The sequence below is a fragment of the Sphingomonas sp. LHG3406-1 genome (assembly GCF_029637485.1).
Classification (GTDB): Bacteria; Pseudomonadota; Alphaproteobacteria; order Sphingomonadales; family Sphingomonadaceae; genus Sphingomicrobium.
The window spans coordinates 1,672,511-1,691,840 of the sequence record NZ_CP069128.1; the positions used below are offsets into that span (position 1 = coordinate 1,672,511).

6 protein-coding genes are annotated in these 19,330 nt (G+C 67.6%); 1 reads left to right on the forward strand and 5 read right to left on the reverse strand.

From position 1 onward, the window contains the following. The 5 genes from JOY29_RS08150 to JOY29_RS08170 form a co-directional block, all read right to left on the reverse strand. The gene (locus JOY29_RS08150; protein WP_300973030.1) at positions 1-1,278 is read right to left on the reverse strand and encodes an HlyD family type I secretion periplasmic adaptor subunit; all 1,278 of its coding nucleotides are present in this window, start codon (positions 1,276-1,278) and stop codon (positions 1-3) included. Between the two features lie 17 nt (positions 1,279-1,295). Further along, positions 1,296-2,366: a cell wall hydrolase gene (locus tag JOY29_RS08155; protein ID WP_300973031.1), complete on the reverse strand. Its 1,071-nt coding sequence runs from the start codon at positions 2,364-2,366 to the stop codon at positions 1,296-1,298. A 4-nt stretch (positions 2,367-2,370) separates the two neighbouring features. Then, positions 2,371-4,533 (reverse strand): type I secretion system permease/ATPase, encoded by a 2,163-nt coding sequence (locus tag JOY29_RS08160; RefSeq protein WP_300973032.1) that lies wholly within the window; start codon positions 4,531-4,533, stop codon positions 2,371-2,373. 22 nt (positions 4,534-4,555) lie between these two features. Then, positions 4,556-6,031 carry a TolC family protein gene (locus JOY29_RS08165; protein ID WP_300973033.1) on the reverse strand — a complete coding sequence of 492 codons (1,476 nt, stop codon included), beginning with the start codon at positions 6,029-6,031 and terminating at the stop codon, positions 4,556-4,558. Between the two features lie 71 nt (positions 6,032-6,102). Beyond that, positions 6,103-17,073, reverse strand: a complete 10,971-nt coding sequence (locus JOY29_RS08170) for a DUF5801 repeats-in-toxin domain-containing protein (RefSeq protein WP_300973034.1) — start codon at positions 17,071-17,073, stop codon at positions 6,103-6,105. A 584-nt stretch (positions 17,074-17,657) separates the two neighbouring features. Here JOY29_RS08170 and JOY29_RS08175 point away from each other — a divergent pair. After that, a complete protein-coding gene (locus JOY29_RS08175) occupies positions 17,658-19,253 on the forward strand; it encodes a tetratricopeptide repeat-containing sulfotransferase family protein (protein WP_300973035.1) in 1,596 nt (531 codons plus the stop codon). The last annotated feature ends 77 nt before the right edge of the window (positions 19,254-19,330 follow it).

A 19,330-nucleotide genomic window follows, 5' to 3' on the forward strand; every position in this document is an offset into this window, starting at 1 on the left:
TCAGCGCTCGGTCAGGGCGTCGCTCTTGGCCTTGAGGACCGGCTTCAGCAGATAGGTCAGGATCGATTTCTGGCCGGTGATGATCTGCGTGTCGGTCATCATGCCCGGCGTGATCGGGAGGCGGCGGCCGGCGGTGGTCAGATAACTGCGCTCGGTTTCCACGATGACGTTGAAATAAGCCTCGCGGGTCGCCTCGTCATAGATGGAGTCGGCGCTGACCTGCACCACCTTGCCCTGAAGCCCGCCATAGATGGAGAAGTCATAGGCGGTGACCTTCACCAGCGCTCGGTCGCCAACCTTGATGAAGGCGATGTCGCTGGGGCGGACGCGGGTCTCGACCAGCAGTTTGTCGCCGAGCGGCACCACTTCCATGATCTTCTGCCCGGCCTGGACGAAACCGCCGCGGGTGGTGACCTGGACGTCGTTGACGACCCCGTCGACGGGTGAGCGGAGCTCGGCACGGTTGAGACGACCCTGCGCGCCGCGCAACGTCTGCTCATTGATGGCGATCTTCTGGGTGACCTGACTGCGTTCGTTCAGCGCATCCTGGCGGAACTGCGCGCTCGCCTCGGCGGCCTGGGCGCGCGCTTCGTTGACGGCGGCCATGGCGCGGCCCTGCTGCTCGCGCGCGGCGGCGATGCGGCCCTGAAGGTCGACCACCTCACGCTGGGCATTGGCAAGCTCGGTCTGCGGCACGATGCTCTTGGCGGCGAGCGGCGCCAGCCGGTTCACATTGTCCTGCGCGAGACGGAGGCTCTGGCCGAGACTGCCGATGGTAGCGGCGGCCTCGGCGGCTTCCCGGCGGCGCTGCTCGGCGGTGGCGCTGAGCGCGCCGAGCCGTCCCGACAGGGCGCTCCGCCGCGCGTCGAGCAGCGCGCCTTCCTCGCCCGCGATCCCGCCGGCGCCGACCCCGCCCTCGGCACCGAGGCGGGCAGCGCGCTGCTGGAGCGCCTGCGTCTCGGCCTGGACCTGGCCGAGCTCCGAGCTGGACTGAGTGTCGTCGAGCCGGACGAGCAGCTGGCCCTGGCGCACCCGCTCGCCCGAACGGACGATGATCTCGCGCACGGTCGCGGGCTCGGCCGACTGGATCAGCTGCACCTTGCTCGACGGGATGACCTTGCCCTGGCCGTTGGTGACCTCGTCGACATGGGCGACCATCGACCAGATCAGGAACAGAAAGAAGCCGATGCTGCTGAACAGGATGATCTTGCGCGAACCGGTCAGCGGCGTGCGATGAGTGGCCTGGAAGGCGCTTGGGGCGAAGGGAATGGAGGCCATGACGCGACGAGCCTGTTCTAGTTGGCGGCGAGCACGGCGGAGCCGCTGCTTGCAGTGGTGACGGCCGCGGCGGCGGCGGCTTCGCGGGGGAGCGGCGCCTGGCCCTGTGCGGCAAAGAGCGCGCGGGTGCGGGTGGCGCTTTCCTGCGGATCAGGGATGGAAAGCGTCCAGCCCTTGCTCGGGTCCATCAACCCGCCGACGTCATTGGCGGCACGGCGGATGGTCTTGTCCTGTTCGAAGGTGAGCTGAGCCGGTGGGGTAACGGCGATCGCCGCCTCTCCCTCCGCCAGCACGACCGGACGAAGCGCCGGACGGAGCGAGGCGGGATCCGCCGGCTCGCCAATGTAGCGGCCGTTGAAGGCGCCGCGCTGCCCCCAGGCGCCCGGCCAGCGATAAAAGATGTGGGCGCCGATCTGCGTGATCTTGGCCAGCATCGGCGCCCAGTAAGGGGCGACATAGTTGGCGTGATAGTGGGTCGCCTGTCCCACCGATGGTTCGACGTAACCGGCGAGCGCGGCGGCGGCGATCTTGCGGGATTCGGCCCAGGCAGTGGCCGCGGCCGGGCGGGTCAGCGAACCATCGCAGACGAAGGTGAACTGGCAGATAGGCGTCGCGTTGCGCTGATAGACGACCCCGCAGACCGACTTCGGGAAGGCCGGGTGGCGCATGCGGTTGAGGATCACCTGCGCGACGGCGCGGCGACCTTCGACCGGCTCGAACCCGGCTTCGTAATAGACCGCCTGGGTGAGGCAGGTCAGCGCGCGGTCGTAGGCAGTGCCGCCGGTCGGTGCGTTGAATGGCTGGGCGGCCTGGACGGGACCGCCGTTGAACGGCAGGGCGGCGTTGATCTGCTCGGCGGCCTCTCCGGTGGCGCGCACTTCGAGCGACTTCTCGCCGCTGGTCGCCGCAATCAGCGCCGCGGCACGAGCGGGCTGCAGCGAGACGGAGGCGGCCTCGACCGGCGAGCGCATGCTGGCGACGAACGTGACCGCGATTGCGACGAGGGCGGCGAGGCCGAGGGCGCCGAGCGCCAGCGTTTCCCAGCGGAGCGCGGCGAAGCGGATGGACAGGCGGCGAGCGGCGATCATCGGCTCAGGCCTCCCTGGCCACGGGAGCGGATGCCGCGTCGCGCAGGCGGCCGAGCACCTCGTCGACCGGGCCGTCAGCGATGATCCGGCCCTGGTCGATCACCAGCAGGCGGTCGACGATGGCGAGCATCTGATGGCGGTGGGTGGCGACGACGAGCGTCTGGTCGGGCTTCAGCGCCGTCTTCAGCTTGTCGATGAAATAGGCCTCGGTCTGCGTGTCCATCGCGCCGGTCGGCTCGTCGAGGAACAAGAGGCGGCTGTCGCTGACGAGCGCGCGGGCGAGCACCAGCAGGGCGCGCTGGCCGCCCGACAGGAGCGCGCCGCGCTCGCCGACCGGAAGGTCGAAGCCGGCCGCGTCGCGCGACAGGAAGATGTCGGCACCGGAGCGGCGGACCGCATCGACCAATTGTTCGTCGCTGGCGCGCGCGCCGCCGAGCAGGAGATTGTCCTTGACCGAGCCGGAGAAGAGTTCGGCGTCCTGGCCGACGAAGCGGAAGGCGTCGCGCAGCTGGTGCGGGTGGTATTGGCGGCTGTCGAGGCCGTCGACCGTCATCACGCCGTCGGTCGGTGCGTACAAGCCGCATAGCAGCCGGCCGAGCGTCGACTTGCCCGAGGCGACGCGGCCGATGATGCCGATCTTCTCGCCGGGGCGAATGGTGAGGTTGATGTCGGCGAGGCTGTCGCGCGCGGCGGTCGGATAGCGGAAGGAGACATGCTCCATCGCGATCGAGCCGTTGCGGATCTCGGGCACGATCGAACGGGCCGCGCTGACCCGTTCATCGCCCGATTCCATCATCCGCTGCAGGCTGTCGAGCGTGGTGAAGGCCTGCTTGCCGCGGGTGATGAGGAAGGCGAACTGCCCGACCGGGGCAAGTGCGCGGCCGGCGAGCATGACGATGGCGATGATCGCGCCCATGCTCATCGCGCCGGCGTTGAACAGGTAGAAGCCGCCGATCAGCAGGCCGATCGAGATCAGCTGCTGCGACAGGCTGGCGAGGTTGACCGCGACCGCGGTGAGGCGGCGCATCTTCTCCTGGGTGGCGGCGGTCATGTCCGCCAGACGCCGCCAGCGGCCGAGCATCTGGCCCTCGGCGCGCTGCGCCTTGAGGGTTTCGAGGCCCGAGATGCTCTCGACCAGCACGCTATGCTGCAGGCTGCTGTCGGCCTGCGCGTCGAGCGCGGCCTGGTTCATGCCGCGCTGCAGGCTCATCCCCGCCGCCAGCATCAGCGCGATCCCGACGACCGGCACCAGCACCAGCCAGCCGGCCAGCACGGTGATCAGGCCGAGGAAGAGGACGAGGAACAGCATGTCGACCGCCAGCACGACGGTGGTCGAGGCGAAGAAGTCGCGGACCAGTTCATATTCGCTGACCCGCCGGGCCATGGCGCCGGTGCTTCCCGCCCGCTCGGCAAGCGGGATGTTCATGATCTTCTCGAACAGTTTCTGGCTGAGCTTGGCGTCGAGCGTGCGCCCGACCTCGTCGATCAGCTGGGCCCGGGCGAGCCGGAGCACGAAGTCGAGGCCGAGGGCGAGACAGACGCCGAGCGCCAGCACCCACAGGGTCGGGATCGCCTTGTTGGGGATGACCCGGTCGTAGACGTGCATGGTGAACAGGGGCACGGCGAAGGCGAGCAGGTTCACCACCAGGGCGGCGAGGAGCACGGGGCGAAGCTCGGACCGGAGCTTGTTGATCTCGCTCCAGAACCAGTGAACCCGCTTGGCCCGGTCCCACGGCCGCTCGCCGGCCCGTTCCTGGGTCGGATCGGCCTCGACCTGGACGGCGCGGCCGGTGAAGAGCGGTTCGATCTCGCTCGCTGCAACCCACATGGGTTCGGCGGTGCCGGGCACGAAGACCAGGGCGTCGCGGCCGTTCAGCTCGTTGAGCACGATCGCGCGGCCGTCCTCCAGTTCGAGGATGGCGGGCAGCCTGGACTTGGGCCAGCCCTTGAGCGGGCGCGTGATCGGCATGCCGCGCATGCCCACCTGCTCGAGCGCGGGCTCGACCTGGTGGAAGGGCAGCAGGCCCTGGGGGGTGAGCGCCAACCCGGCGCGCAGCAGGACTGGCGACGAAGGCCGGTCCGCTGCGCGCGCGAGATAGGCGAGACAGTCGAGGACGGGGTCGAGCGCCTCGGTCGCCGAGGCTTCAACCATGTGCAGGAAACTCACCTTACCATCCTCTCGACAACGCTTACTGGCCCGAGGCGACGGGCTCCGCGGCCACGGCGCCGCTCACCGGGCGCGGCGTGGCGCCGACGTCCTGCGGATCGGCGGGCGGACCCATGACCGGATAGCGCAGGCTGTTCTCCTGACGGTCGCTAGCGGGGACGGCACGCACCTTGTAGCGGTTGCGGACGTCGCTGTAGGCGCCCTGCGGCATCTGCACGCCGAGCGATTCGATCAGCTTGTTGGACGCGGCCAGCACCCGGTACTGGGCGAACAGGCGGCTCATCCGCGCGGTCTCGGCCTGGGCCTGGACGTTCTGGCGGGTGTTCTGCGCGTCGAGCACGTCGAGCAAGCTGCGACGGCCGACGTTGAACTGCTCGCGATAGGAGAGCAGCAGGTCGTCGCTGATCCGGCTCTGGTTCTCGAGCTCGCCGACCAGCCGCTGCTGGTTCTGCAGGCGGCTCCAGGCCGAGCGTGCATCTTCCTCGGCGCGGCGCTGGGTCTCGAACAGTCGGGCGTGGGCCTCGTCGGCCCGGCGCTGCTGCTCGCGGACATTGGCTTCCTTGATGCCGCCGTTGGTCAGCGTCCAGCGGAGGACCAGATTGGCCTGCAGGTCGCGGGTGTTGCCGGCGAAACCATCGATGTCATTGCCAATCCGGGCACGGCCCTCGGCATTGAGCCGCGGACCGACGTCGCTGCGCGCGGCGCGCACCACCTCGCGCGAGGTGCTGAGGTCGGCGATCGCCTCCTGGACGCGCGGATTGTTGTCGCGCGCGGCGGCTTCGGCGTCCTGAAGCGTCTGCGGCACCTGGCCCGACAGGTCGGGCGGAACCGAGACGCTGTCGATCGGCATGCCGGTCAGCGTCTGGAAGGCGATGGCGGCGGTCTCGAGATCTTCGCGGGCCTCGGTCACGCGGGCGCGGGCAGCCTGAAGCCGCTCCTCGGCCTGCTGCTGGTCGGCGATCGAGATGGAGCCCGACTGCACGCCCTGGCGAAGGTCGCCGGCAAGGCGTTCGTGGAAAGCGACATTGTCTTCGGAGATGGCGACCAGCCGCTGCTGGAGCAGATAGTCGATATAGTTGCGGGCGACGTTCAGCGCGATGAACTCGCTGCGCTCCTCGACGCGCGCGGCGGCGGCGTCGGTGCGGCTCGCCTGGCGACGGATCTCGGCATTGCGGCCGCCGGCATCGACCAGCAGCTGGTCGACGACCAGTTCGCCCTCGACCGGCTTCAGCAGCTCGTCACCAAGGCCGATGCGGCGACGGCTCGGGTTGCGCAGTTCGCGCAGGCCGGCCGATGCGCGCAGGTCGACACGGGGGTGCCACAGGCCGCGGGCCTGGTTCAGCTCCTCCATCGTCGCCTCGCGGTTGTGCACCGCCTGGCGGATCTCGGGATTGCTCTGCAGCGCTGCCTGAACCGCCGAACGCAGGTCGACCGCCGAGGCCGGAGCGGCACTCAGCAGAAGCGCGCCCGGTACGATCAGCATCCAATTCTTGGTCATGTACTCCCCCTTCTGGTCTAAAAAGCGGAGCAGAGCGCCCGTCCACTGACGCCCTGCCTGCCTTGGGTCTTTTAGCCGTTCGCTACCGGCTGAACCGCGTCGGGATGGAGCGTCGGGGCATCCATCACCGCAACGGGGCCCTGGAACAAGGCACTGAAATGGCCTCCGTCCCAGCCCGGAACAGCGTCGGCGAGCTGGGTTGCCAGCTGCGGAATGTTCGCTTCTCCGCCGCCCGCTCCAGTCGCCAGATCGGCGATGTCGCGGCCGGCCTGCTGATCAAGCGGCTCCGCCATCTTCACCGCCGCGTCGATCAGCCGGTCGATGCCGATGCCATCGACGCCACCGCCCGAGAGCGAGTCGTAGAGGACCTGCTCGAGCGCCGGATTGTGCTGGATCGGCTCGGCCGCCGGACCGGCGAGGGCCATCATCTGCTCGGCCGTTGGCAGGACGATCTCGCCGCCGCCGATGGCGATGAACGGCTGGGCCGCCGGAACCGCGAGGTTCGTGCCCTGGTCGAGGGCGAAGACCGGGTCGGCACCGCTTCCGCCCTGATCCACTGCCAGCTGGCCGATCTCGTTGCCACCGACCTGCTGCACGCCACGGCCGCCGAGGTCGGCGCCGCCGAACACGAAGCCGTTGTCGTCGCCGAGTGCCGACAAGTCGGTCAGCTTGGCGATGTTGCCGTCGTCGAACAGTTCGGCGTAGCCGCGGTGCTCGCCGCCGGAATGCGAGGTGAAGTCGGTTTCGACGCCGGCGAGCGGTGCGCCCGCCACGGTTGAGGCCGCCGCCGGCATGGCGGCGAAGCCCGCCGCCAGACCCGCCATCAGCGCGATATTGTTGTTCGCGCTGCTGGTACGCAGGCCCGACAGGCTGGGGTCGCCGGTCGGGCTCGAGCTGGTCGACAGCAGCGAGAAGCTGCTGGCCGCCAGCGTCGGGACCGGGGTGCCGACCGGGTTGATCGTCGCCGAGATGCTCGACGTGACCTGGTCGCCGTCAGCATCGATCGCGATGATCGGCAGGTTCTGCAGGATCGGCGTTCCGGAATTGAACGAGCCGATGCCGAAGATGCCAAGGTCGAAGCCGCCAGCAAGGCCGCGGACCACAACCGAGTCGAACTGGTTGTTGCCAGTCGAAATCTCGTAGCGGTCGCCTTCCTGCAGACCGGCGAAGATCACCGACCCGTCGCTCTGCAGGGTCGCGGTCACGCCGAAGCCGACGGTGGTCGGGACACCTACACCATTCAGCGTGACGGACGCGGTCGAGGTACCCGACTGATAGTCGATCACGCGAACCGCCGTGATGTCGACCTTGCTGCTGTCCCCCAGGCCGTTGATCGGACTGGAGTCGGGCGCGGCCGCATCGGTGTTGGTGGTGTCGCGGGCATAGACCTGGATCGTGACCGTCTCGGTCTGGTTGCCCTGCACCTGCTTAATCGTCTGGATGAAGCGGTCGGTGCCGACATGGTCAGCGTAGGAGAAGCCCGAGGGCTTCCCGGCATTGAGGTTGATGTCCTTGACGAAGTCGATGCGGAGGCTGTCGCCGACGCCGATCGACTGGTTGCCGACGCCGATCGAGTCCGAGTCCGTGTTGACGGTCTTGATCGCGTTGTTCGGACCGCTCGCAGACAGCAGCACGTCGATGTTGCCGCTGGTGTCGCCGGCGCCGATGCCCACATAGCTGAGGTTGCCGGCCTTGGTGCCGGTGAGATTGGTGAAGTTGGTCTCCGTCCCGTTCGAGATCACGTTCTGGACATCGAAGGTATAGGTGCCGTTGGTATTGAGCTGCACCACGAAGCCGACCTGGCCACCGGCAGTCGCCGCCGTCAGCGTGCTACCGTTCACCGTGTAGATCAGCGGCTGGCCGGCGATGGTGAGGGTGGCGGCGCCATCCTTGACCACCTGGCCGTTGAGGGTCGGGCTGAACACCAGGCTGCCGAAGCCGTCTGCACCGATGCTGAGGTTCAGATTGCCCTGCACCGGCGGCGTGTCGCCGTTGGTGGTGGTCACCGATCCCGGGGTGAACGGGTTGGGCGAGTCGTCGTTGAACTCGATCGTCAGCTTGCCGGTGAGGTCGATGTCGCCATCACCGTCCTGCGCACGATAGTTGAGGTCGACGAAGGTCGAGGTCTCGTTCGCACCCGCCGCATGCAGGATCGGCTTCAGCAGGCTGACCGTATAGTTGCCGGTGCTCGGGCTGACGACGACCTGGAAGATCGTACCGCGGGCGCTGACGGCAGAGAGCGTGCCGTTCGACGAGTCCCACTGGTAGGTGACGGCTTCGACGCCGACCGTTCCAGGCTGGCCGTTGAGGTTCGCGAAGGTGATCGACGAACCGGCGGCATCACCGCCCCAGTTGACGGCGATATTGCCGGAGAAGACCGCCTCGCTGGTGTTTGGACCCGCGTCGCCGGCATTGGCGTCGATGTCGCCGGTGCCGCCCGGATTGCCGCCCGCCAGACCATCGTCGTCGACCTTGGCCGCGGCGTTGCTCACGATCGGGACCGAGTCCGGCTGCAGGTTGATGGTCACCGTGGCGGTCGACTTGTCACCGTCGCCATCCTCGATGGTGTAGGTGAAGCTGGTGCTGCCTTGCTGGCCGGCGGCCGGCGTGAAGGTGAACTGTCCGTTCGCCGGATTGTAGCTCACGCTACCCTGAGCCGGCTGCGTGAAGGTCACCTTGCTGGCGTCCGCCGTGTTGACGCCATCGGCGCCGAACACGTCGTTGCCGAACACGCTGAAGCTGAACGGCTGGTTCTCGGCAACCTGGCCAAAAGTGTCGTTGGCGGCGGTCGGCACGTCGTCGATGATCCGGACCGAAAGCGTATCCGTGGCAACGTCCTGGTCGGTGTCGGTGAGGGTTACCGATAGATTGTCGAACAGGTTGTTCTCGCCAGCTGCCGACGCATGGGCCTCGTTCGCCAGCAGCGTGTAGCCGTAGGTCACGACGCCGGTCTGCGCATTGTAGCCGGTGAAGGTGATGATGTTGCCGAGCGGCGTGGTGCCACTGGCGCCGTTCTGGAACACGCCGTTGACGATCACCGCCACGCCGCCAACCGTCAGGTCGTCGACTCCGTCCGGCGCCGAGATCTTGAAGTCGCCGATGGTGGTCAGCGATTCCTTGACGGTGTCCGACCCGGAGGTCAGATCGTCCTCGTCGACCACCGCGTCGCCGCCGTTCACCGCGGGGGTGAGGTCGGTGATGACGGGCGGATCGTCAGTCCCGCGCAGGGTGACCAGAACATTGGCCGGGTCGCTGTCGCCGTCGTTATCCGTCAGCGTGTAGCTGAAGCTGTCGGTCAGCGTGGCACCCGGAGCCAGGCCGTTGATCGCTGCCTGCCCGGCCGGGCTCAGCGTGTAGGTCTGGGTGCCGTCCGGGTTGAGCGTCAGCGTGCCATAGGTGCTGGTCAGGCTGGTGAAGGTCCGGCTGGCAGTGCCGTCGGCGCCCGGAACGTCGTTCAGATCGACGTCGAAGCTGATGGCGTTGTCGGCATCGCCCTCGAAGATCTCGTAGCCGAGATCGTCATTAGCGGTCGGCACGTCGTCGATGATCCGGACCGAGAGCGTGTCGGTCGCGACATCCTGGTCACTGTCGGTGAGGGTCACCGCCAGATCGTCGAACAGGTTGTTCTCGCCCGCGCCACTGGCATGCGCCTCGTTGGCGAGCAACGTGTAGCTGTAGCTGACCACGCCCGTCGCCGGGTTGTAGCCGGTGAAGGTGATGGTGTTGCCGAGCGGCGTCGTGCCGCTGGCGCCGTTCTGGAACACGCCGTTGACGATCACCGCCACGCCGCCAACCGTCAGGTCGTCGATACCGTCCGGCGCCGCGATCTTGAAGTCGCCGGTAGTGGTCAGCGATTCCTTGGTCGTGTCGGAGCCGTTCGGGAGATCGTCCTCGTCGACCACCGCGTCGCCGCCGGACACCTTGGGCGTCAGGTCGGTGATGACGGGCGGATCGTCGGTCCCGCGCAGGGTGACGACCACGGTCGCCGGATCGCTGTCGCCGTCGCCGTCGTTCAGCGTGTAGCTGAAGTTGTCGGTCAGCGTGGCACCCGGCGCCAGGGCATTGATCGCCAGCTGGCCTGCCGCACTCAGCGTGTAGGTCTGAGTGCCGTCCGGGTTGAGCGTCAGCGTGCCGTAGGTGCCGGTGAGGCTGGTGAACGGCCGGCTGCCGGTGCCGTCAGCGCCCGCGACGTCGTTCAGGTCGACATCGAAGCTGATGGAATTGTCCGCGTCGCCTTCGACGATTTCATAGGCGTCGTTATTGGCGGTCGGTGCATCATCCTTGATGGTGATGACGAGGTTGCCGGCCGGCGACGTGTCGCCGTCCTTGTCGGTGATCACGACCGGGAAGCTTGCCTGCGTATCGCCGCCGGCGACCGCCTGGTTGCCGATCGAATTGTCGAGCAGGGTGTAGGTGTAGCTGACCGCGCCGTTGCCGGTCGCCGCATTGTAGCTGACCCCGGTGACGACCAGCAGCTGGCCGTTGGCGTTGGTGATCGTCTGCGGGAAGGTGCCGCCGAGGACGACATTCACGCCGTTGATGCTGATCGCCTGCAGCCCGTCCTTGCTGACGAAGCTGATGATTCCGCTGACAGCCTCGCGCGGGTCGTCGTTGGCGCCGGCAGCGGCTCCTTCGACCGAACCCTGGCTCTCGTTCGCGCCGCGCGCGCCGAGGGCCTCTTCCCACACGGTGGTGGTGGCGCCGCCCGCCGGCGGAATGTCGATCGTGACCGGCGAGTCCTGGATGTAGATGTTGAGCTGCGCCACGCTGGTGTCGCCGTCGCCGTCCCGCAGCGTGTAGCTGAAGGTGTCGGTGACGTCGCCCGGCGTGTTCGGGTTGCGGATGTAGCTGTAGGTGCCGTCCGCAGCGATCGTCAGCGTGCCATACTGACCCGCGATGACCTGGCCGACGCCGGTGGCGATGGCACCATTGTCGGTGCCAGCCTTGATGCCGACCACGCTCGCGCCGTCCGCGCCGCGGGTGTCGGCGCCGATGCCGCCCGAGCCGCCGACGGTTCCGGCGCCGGTGATGACGTTGCCGCCTTCCGGACCGAAGGTGCCGGCCGCGATCACGTCATTGTCGACCCGCGCCGTCGGTACGTCGTCGACGATGTTGATCGTGATCGTGCCCTGGACGCTGTTCCCGTTGGCATCGGTGGCGGTGTAGGTGAAGACGTTGCTTCCGCTCGCCACCGCACCGTCGTTGCCCGCCGGATTGGTCGAGAAGGGCGAGGTCAGCGTGTAGGTGTAGCTGCCGTTGCTGTTCAGCTGCAGGATGCCGTTGGCACCGGCCGCCGGGCCGTTCAGCACGTAGCTGGTCGCGCCCGACACGCTGAGCTGGCCGCTGACGGTCTCCGCACCCGAGCTGGGGTTGGAGCCGATGACGGTTCCGGCAGCGAGGTCGGCCGGATCCTTGACCAGGTCGAGCGCCGCCTCGTTGACGCTGTTCACTTCCGTGTCCGGGGTCAGCGTGACGTCATTGACCGTGATGGTCAGCGTGGTCGTGCTGAGATCGCCGTCGGAATCGCGGATCGTGTAGGTGAACACGTCCTGCTGGCCGGCCGCGACGCTGTTCGGGTTGGCGACATAGGTGTAGCTGCCATCCGCGTTGAGGGTCAGCTTGCCGTACTGGCCGTTGATCTGCGTGCCGACATTGGCGTTGGCGGCCGAGCTGGTGTCGCCCCCGGTCTTGACCCCGACGACCACCGCGCCGTCCGCGCCGAGCGTGTCCTTGCCTGCAAGGCCGCTGTCGGTGCCGGTGCCGAAGATGACGTTGCCGCCGGTGCTTGCACCTTCGACGACGCTGTCGGTGTCGAGACGGGCGGTCGGCACGTCGTCGACGATCGAGATGACGAGATTGCCTCCGCTCGTATCGCCGTCGCTGTCGTTGATCACGAAGGCGAAGCTCTGGCTGGTGTTGCCCGATGCAGGCGGCACGGCGCCAGCCGTATTGTCCTTCAGCAGGTAGGTATAGTTCACCGACCATTGCTGGGTGGCGGCGTTGAAGGTGATGCTGGTGACCGTCAGCGTGCCCGTGGCATTGTCGGCCACCACCTTGTTCACGTCGCCGGTCGACAGCAGCACGCCGTTCAGGCTGAACGAGCCGATGCCGTCCGGAGCGGTGAAGGTGATCGCGCCGGAGACCGCCTCCCGGGCATCGCCGTTAGCGCCCGCCGCTGCTTCCTCACCCGAGCCTTCCGGCTCGCCACCACGAGCCGGCAGCGCCGCTTCGTAGACGGTGGTGGTGGCGCCGCCGGCCTGCGGAATGTCGACGGTGACCGGGGCGTCCTGGATGACGATGTCGAGCCTGGCGACGCTGCTGTCTCCGTCGGCGTCCCTCAGCGTATAGCTGAAGCTGTCGGTCACGCCGCCCGGCGTGTTGGCGTCACGGGTGTAGGTGTAGCTGCCGTCGGCGTTGAGCGTCAGCTTGCCATACTGGCCCTGGATGCCTGCGCCGAGATTGCCTTCGAAGGCGGCGGCGTCGACGCCGGCCTTGATGCCGACGACGGCGGCATTGTCGGCGCCAAGCGTGTCCTTGCCGGCGATGCCGGAGAAGGTGCCGGCACCCGAGATGACGTTGCCGCTTTCCGGCCCGAACGTGCCCGAAGCGATGACGTCGACGTCGTTGCGTGCCGTCGGCACGTCGTCGACGATGGCGATGGTCAGCGTATCGCTGGCACTCGAACCGTCCTGGTCCGTGATCGTGACCGGGATGACGTCGCTGTCGAGCGCGCCGTTGACGAGGCTGTTGTCCTTCAACGTGTAGGTGTAGCCGATCGCCGTCGGGCTGTAGCTGGTGATGGTCAGCAAGCCCTTGCCGGTGTCGATCACCTGCGGGTTGAGCGGGTCGAAGGGCTGCACGACCACGCCGGCGATGGTCACGGTCGACGGACCGTCACCCTGGCCGATGCTGATGATGCCGCTGGTGCTCTCGCTGGTGTCGCCGTTGCCGCCCGGCGCCGCTTCCTCGCCCGAGCCTTCGCTCTCGCCCGCGCCGCGGGTTCCGCTGAGGCCCTTTTCGTTGACGAGGGTGCCCGGCGAATCCACATTAGGCGCATCGATCCGCGGCGTGTTGTTGCCGATGTTGATGACCAGCTGCGCCGTGGTTGCGTCGCCGTCGCCGTCGCGCAGGGTGTAGGTGAAGCTGTCGGTGACACCGCCCGGGGTTCCCTGGGCGCGGGCGTAGCTGTAGCTCCCGTCCGCCTTGATCGTCAGCGTGCCATACTGGCCGTTGACGACGAGATTGCCTTCGTCGTCGAAGCTGCTGTCGGCGCTTCCGCCGAAACCCGTGACCGCAACGACCGAGCCACCGTCGGCACCCGGCGAGTCGGCGCCCGCCGCGCCCGCGACCGTGCCTTCGCCGGTGATCACATTGCCGAGCGCCGGACCGTAGGAGCCGGCGGCGATGACGTCACTGTCGCTGACCGCTACCGGCGTGTCGTCATTGAAGCGGATGTTGAGGCTGCCTGAAGCAGTGTCACCGTCCTGGTCGGTCACCGTATAGTTGAGCGCCACGGCCAGATCGTTTTCGTCGGATCCCGGCACGTGCGAGATCGGAGCGACCTGGGTCACCGCATAGGCACCCGTCGACGGGTTGATCGTGATCGTCGCGACCACGTTGCCGAACTGGACGAGGTTGACCTGGTTCGGGCCGACGAACGAGGCCGTCATGCCGCTCGGAACGCCGAAGATGGCGAACGAATTGATGCTGTAGGCCAGCGGCCCGTCGCCGCCGGAGGCCGCAAGCGTTCCGGTCAGGTTGAGCGCATCGGCCTGGTCGCCGACACCCCCAGGGTTGCCGCCGAAGACGTCGTCGTCGCTGCGGACGAGCGCATTCTCGCCGGTGACCGGGAGCAGGTCGCCGATGTTGATGGTCAGCGTCGCTTCGCTGATGTCGCCATCGGTGTCGATCAGCGCATAGGTGAAGCTGTCGCTGACGCCGCCCGGGGTGCCCGGATTGCGGACATAGGTATAGCTGCCGTCGGCCTTCATCGACAACGTGCCATACTGACCCGCGAGGACCAGATTGCCCTCCTCGTTGAAGGAAACGTCGTTGGCTTCGCCGTGGCCGATGGCGAGCACCTGGGCACCGTCGCGGCCCTGGGTGTCGGCGCCGCTGCCGCCGGCACCGCCTGCGGTGCCTTCGCCGGTGATGACGTTGCCGCTTTCGGGCCCGTAGGTGCCGGCGGCGATCGAGTCCGCGTCGTTGCGGGCGACCGGACCATCGTCCTGGATCAGGAAGACGCCCTTGGAGACATCCACGTCGCTGCTGTCGCTGTCGCCGTCGCTGTCGGTCACCGTCTGGCGGACGACGAGGCTATTCTCCACCATGTTGATCATGGCGGCTTCGTCGAAGCTGTCGCCTGCCTCCGGGTTCCAGACCGGCTGCAGCTGGGTGAAGGTCACCGCGCCGGTAGCCGGGTCGATGGTGATGGTGAAGTAGGGCACCTCACCGACCGAGCCGGTGATGGTGTTCCCGTTCTGGCTGAGCAGGATTTCCGCTCCGCGGCCGACCGGGTCGCCGTCGTTGGCACTGCGGTCGCCGCCCTGCAGCGCATACATGCCGGAGCCGACATTCGAGCCGGTGAGCACCAAAGAATAGGCAGTGCTGCCGGCGCCGTCCGCGCCATAGCTGACCGCGGCGAAGTTGCTGGCGAAGCCGACAGTGACGCTGGCAAGGCCGCCGGGAGCGCCGGCACCGTCGGTGTCGTTGCCAGCGGGCTGAGTCTCGTCGAGGACGAGGGTCGGAACATCGGACTCGACTGCGAGGCTGCTGTCGGGACCGTCGTCCTTGAAGACGATAAGGTTGCCGATGCCGGTCGAAGCCGTCGCGGTGTCGCCGTCGAAGTCCTTGATGACGAGCGTGGCGTTGATCAGACCCGACAGATTCAGGGCGTCGTCGAACGCCGCCGGCGTCGAACCGTCGACATTGTGCTCGAGCGGGACCGACTGACTGACAGTCAGCGAGCCACTGGCGTTGATGGTCACCGTGAAGGCGACCTTGCCGCCGTCGTAGGTGCCGGTGATGACATTGGCCGAAGTCTGGACGAGGGTGATCGGGAAATTGCCCTGCGCCGTCTGGAGCGGGGTCGAGCCGTTGCCGACCACGCTGATGGCATAGCTGGCGGCGCCCGAGGCGGCCTGGCCGTCGGCGCCATAGTCGAGGCCCGCGCCGACGATCACGGCCGAAGCGCTGGTCTGGCTGATCGGGAAGCCGGCCGGCGTGCCGGCGCTGGTCTCGTCGAGGGTGACGCCCGCGCCTGCCTGGACGCCGCTCAGCGAGGGACCGTCGTCGGTGAAGCGCAGGTTGGCGCCGATCTGGATCGAGGCGCTGCTGCTCGCACTGTCGCCGTCGCGATCGGTGATCGTCGCGCTGGCTGTCAGTGTGACGAGGCCGTCGGCGAGGCTGATCAGCTGGTCATTGAACGGCGAGCCGGTCGGGTTCGGATCGGTGTTGGTGTGGTCGATCTGGCCGTACTGGGTGAGCGTCACCACGCCGGTGCCGTTGACCGATACGTCGAACACGGTGTTGCCGGCGTTGACGCCGGCCGCGCTGGTGGCGGTCGAGCCGACCACCTTGCCGCCGACGAGGTAGAGGTTGATGGCGACTCCGCCCTGCGTCAGGCCCGAGGCGCCGCCCGGCGTACCGAGCGCGAAGCTCATGCCAGGGGCCGAACCGAGACCGTCCGCGCCGATCGACTGGGCAAGCGAGAAGACGCCGCCGAAATTGGCCGAGCTGCTGGCGCTGTCGCTGCCCTCGCCGCGGCTGTCGGCATCGTCGGTGGTGAGGAGGACGCCCGAGTCGGCGCCGGCGCTGACCGCGACGGTCGGCGTGTCATCGTCGACATTGACCTGCAGGGTGCCGACCGCGCTGTCGCCGTCACGGTCGGTGACCGTGTAGTTGAAGGTGAAGGCGACGTTGTTCTCGTTCTCGCCCGCCGCATGGACGATCGGCGCATTCTGCGTGACCGTATAGGCGCCGGTCTGGGCGTTGAGGGTCACGGTGATAACCGTGGTCTCGCCTTGACGGACGATCAGCGCACCCTGCGCATCGATCGAGTAGGTGAAGCCGGTCGGAGCGCCCGCCGTGTTGAAGGCGAAGGTCAGCGGCCCGTCGCCACCCGAACCGGACAATGTGCCGGTCGCATTGACGCTGTCGGGATCGTCGCCGGTACCGCCGGCATTGCCCCCCGGACGCGCGTCGTCGTCGATCTGGACGACCGCATTGGGGCCGACCTCGGGCTCAAGATCCTCGAGGACCGAAACGTCGCGGAATTCGGGCGGGGTGTAGTCGAGCCGGGTCGGCGGCAGCAGGTCGCCGAGCGGAGTGCCCGGATCCAGCGGGCCGACCGCCTCGATGAAGTTGCCGCCGCTCGACTGCGGCACGCCGCTCGCCGGGCGCGGCTCCTGGTCGATCAGCAATGCGGCGAGGTTGGTCGAGGGAACTTCGATGTCGTTGATGACCAGCTGCGGCACGAACACCGCGCCGTCGACGATCAGCATCTGGCTGCCGTCGGGCAGCATGACGAGGAGATCGCGGCCGACGATACGGATGTCGCTCAGCTCGACTCCGGCGGGGAGGACGACGACGCCGTCGGGCCCGGGGACAACGCGCTGTGCGTCGGCCTTCACGACCGCCTGGGTCTTGCCGATCTCGATCAGCAGGCGCGCCTGGCTGGTCGCGCCACTGGCATCGCTCAGCGTGTAGGTGAAGGTGTCGCGGCTGTTCTCGGGAACGCCGGCCTTGGCGGTATAGCTATAGTCGCCGCGCGCAGTGAGGCTGAGCGTGCCGTGTTCGCCTTCGACCCGCAGACGTCCGCCCTCGAAGCTGGTGTCGTTGCCGCCGGCCCCGGCGACCGCGACGACCCGCGCTCCTGCAGCGGCTCCGTCGGCACCGGCCGAACCGGTCTCGGTGCCCGCACCGCTGATCACATTGCCGGTGGCCGGTCCGCGTTCACCCGCGGCGAGCTGTTCCGCATCGTCTCGTGCGATTGGCCCCTGGCTCTGGAAAGACCCCGACAGCGAAGCATCTTCGTAGCGCATTGTTCACCCTTCGAACGGCTGGCCAACGGTCCCCACCGCCGGTCCCTGCCACGCCGCGTTAATCAGGTGTTGGTCGGAAGCCGTTGAACGGCAAAGGTTAACGACCGAGACCCACAAACGCGCGTAACGACCAAGACAATCACGAACATAGTGACAATTGCAAGTCAGAGGGGCTAATCCGCTTCCTCCACAGGCAATCCAACCAACAAGTCTACCAAGTTGGTATCGGTTAACGAGAACAGGGTCTGCAATGCATTTGTTGTAAAAGTGTACGGGTGCTTCAAGCCAGGCCAGGCTCGACTTGCGGTGTGCTCGTCATGCCTTTCAGCTTTCGCTGAACATGCAAGTTCCAATTCTGTCTTGTTATTGTCGTTGCTGATCCGGACTGACCGCGTTTACATTCTGTTAAGGATATTCGTTGAACCCGTAACGATGCGAACTTCCGCCGTCACTGACTCCGAAGGGGGCGCAAGAATCTTCACCGAGCCGTCCCGAAACGGGAAGGAACTGCGATTTTTCCGCTGCGACTCGGGCGCGACTCGGGAGCGCTTGATCCCGGACTCGAGCGCCGCCATCGTGGCCGGGTGACCGATTCCGCCCCTGCCGGCCACTGGCCGCGCGACCTGCTCGAGGCCGCCCGCGCCATGAACGCCAACCGGCTCGACATCGCCGAGCGGCTGCTGAAGGCGCGGCTGCGCGCCAATGCCGACGATCCCCGCGCGCTGCGCATGCTGGCAGAGGTGGCGGGCAGGATCGGGCGGCTGCACGACAGCGAGGCGCTGCTCCGCCATGCGCTGGAGGTCGCGCCGGACTTCCAGGCCGCACGGGCCAATCTCGCCCTCGTCCTCGGGCGCCTCGGGCGTCCGCAGGAGGCGCTGCCGCTGCTCGAAGAACTGCTGAGCGTCGATCCGGACGCGCCCGGTCACCAGAACCTCAAGGCCGCGACGCTCGGGCGTCTGGGCGAGTTCGAGGCGGCGATCGCCACCTACCGACAGGTGCTGGAGGACATGCCCGGTCAGCCCAAGGTGTGGCTCAGCCTCGGTCACATGCTGAAGACGGTCGGCCGGCTCGACGAGGGCATTGCCGCCTACCGCGAGGCGATCGCGATCCGACCGCAACTGGGCGAAGCTTGGTGGAGCCTAGCCAATCTCAAGACGGTCCGCTTCACCGATCAGGATCTGGCGGAGATGGAAATCGCGCTCGCCCGCGACGACCTCACGCCCGAGGATCGCTTCCACCTCGAGTTCGCACTCGGCAAGGCGCTGCACGACCTGAAGCGCTATGACGAGGCCTTCGCCTTCTATGCCGCGGGCAACGCACGGCGGCGCGAGCACCAGCCCTATCGCGCGGCCGACACCCGCCGGACCGTCGATGCGAGCATCGCCACGTTCACCGCGCAAGCGCTAGCGGCGCGCGCGGGGCAGGGGTGCGACCGGTCGGACCCCATCTTCATCCTCGGCATGCCCCGCGCCGGCTCGACCCTGCTGGAGCAGATCCTCGCCAGCCACAGCCAGGTCGAGGGCACGACCGAGCTGCCCGACCTTCCGGCGATCGCCCGGCGGCGCAAGGGCTATCCAACAAGCGTGCTGGAGTGGACCGCCGACGAGCTGCGCGGCCTCGGCGAGGAATATCTCTCCCGCGCCGCGGCCCAGCGGCAGACGGACCGGCCCTTCTTCATCGACAAGCTGCCGAACAACTGGCTGTTCACGCCCTTCATCCACCTGGTCCTGCCGCGAGCAACGATCATCGACGCGCGCCGCCATCCGCTCGGCTGCTGCCTGGCAAACTTCCGCCAGCATTTCGCCCGCGGCCAGGCCTTCACCTACGACCTTGCCGACATGGGCGCCTATTTTGCCGACTATGTTCGGCTGATGGCCCATGTCGACGCGGTGCTTCCCGGCCGCGTCATCCGCGTCATCTACGAGGAGATGGTGTCCGAGCCCGAAGAGCGCATCCGCCGGCTGCTCGACGAGGTCGGCCTGCCCTTCGAGCAATCCTGCCTCGACTTCCACAAGACCGAGCGGGCGATCCGCACGCCGAGCAGCGAGCAGGTGCGCCGCCCCATCTACCGCGAGGCGGCGGAGGAATGGCGTTCTTACGAGGCACATCTTGATGCGCTCAAGCAGGCACTCGGCCGCGTCCTCGACTGCTGGCCTGAGGCGCCGCCGCAACAATCCTGACACAAACGGCGGCTCCCGCATTGACATTACATCGTTGCGCGGCAGCAATGACAGTTCTTACGGGGGAAGTAGGGGGG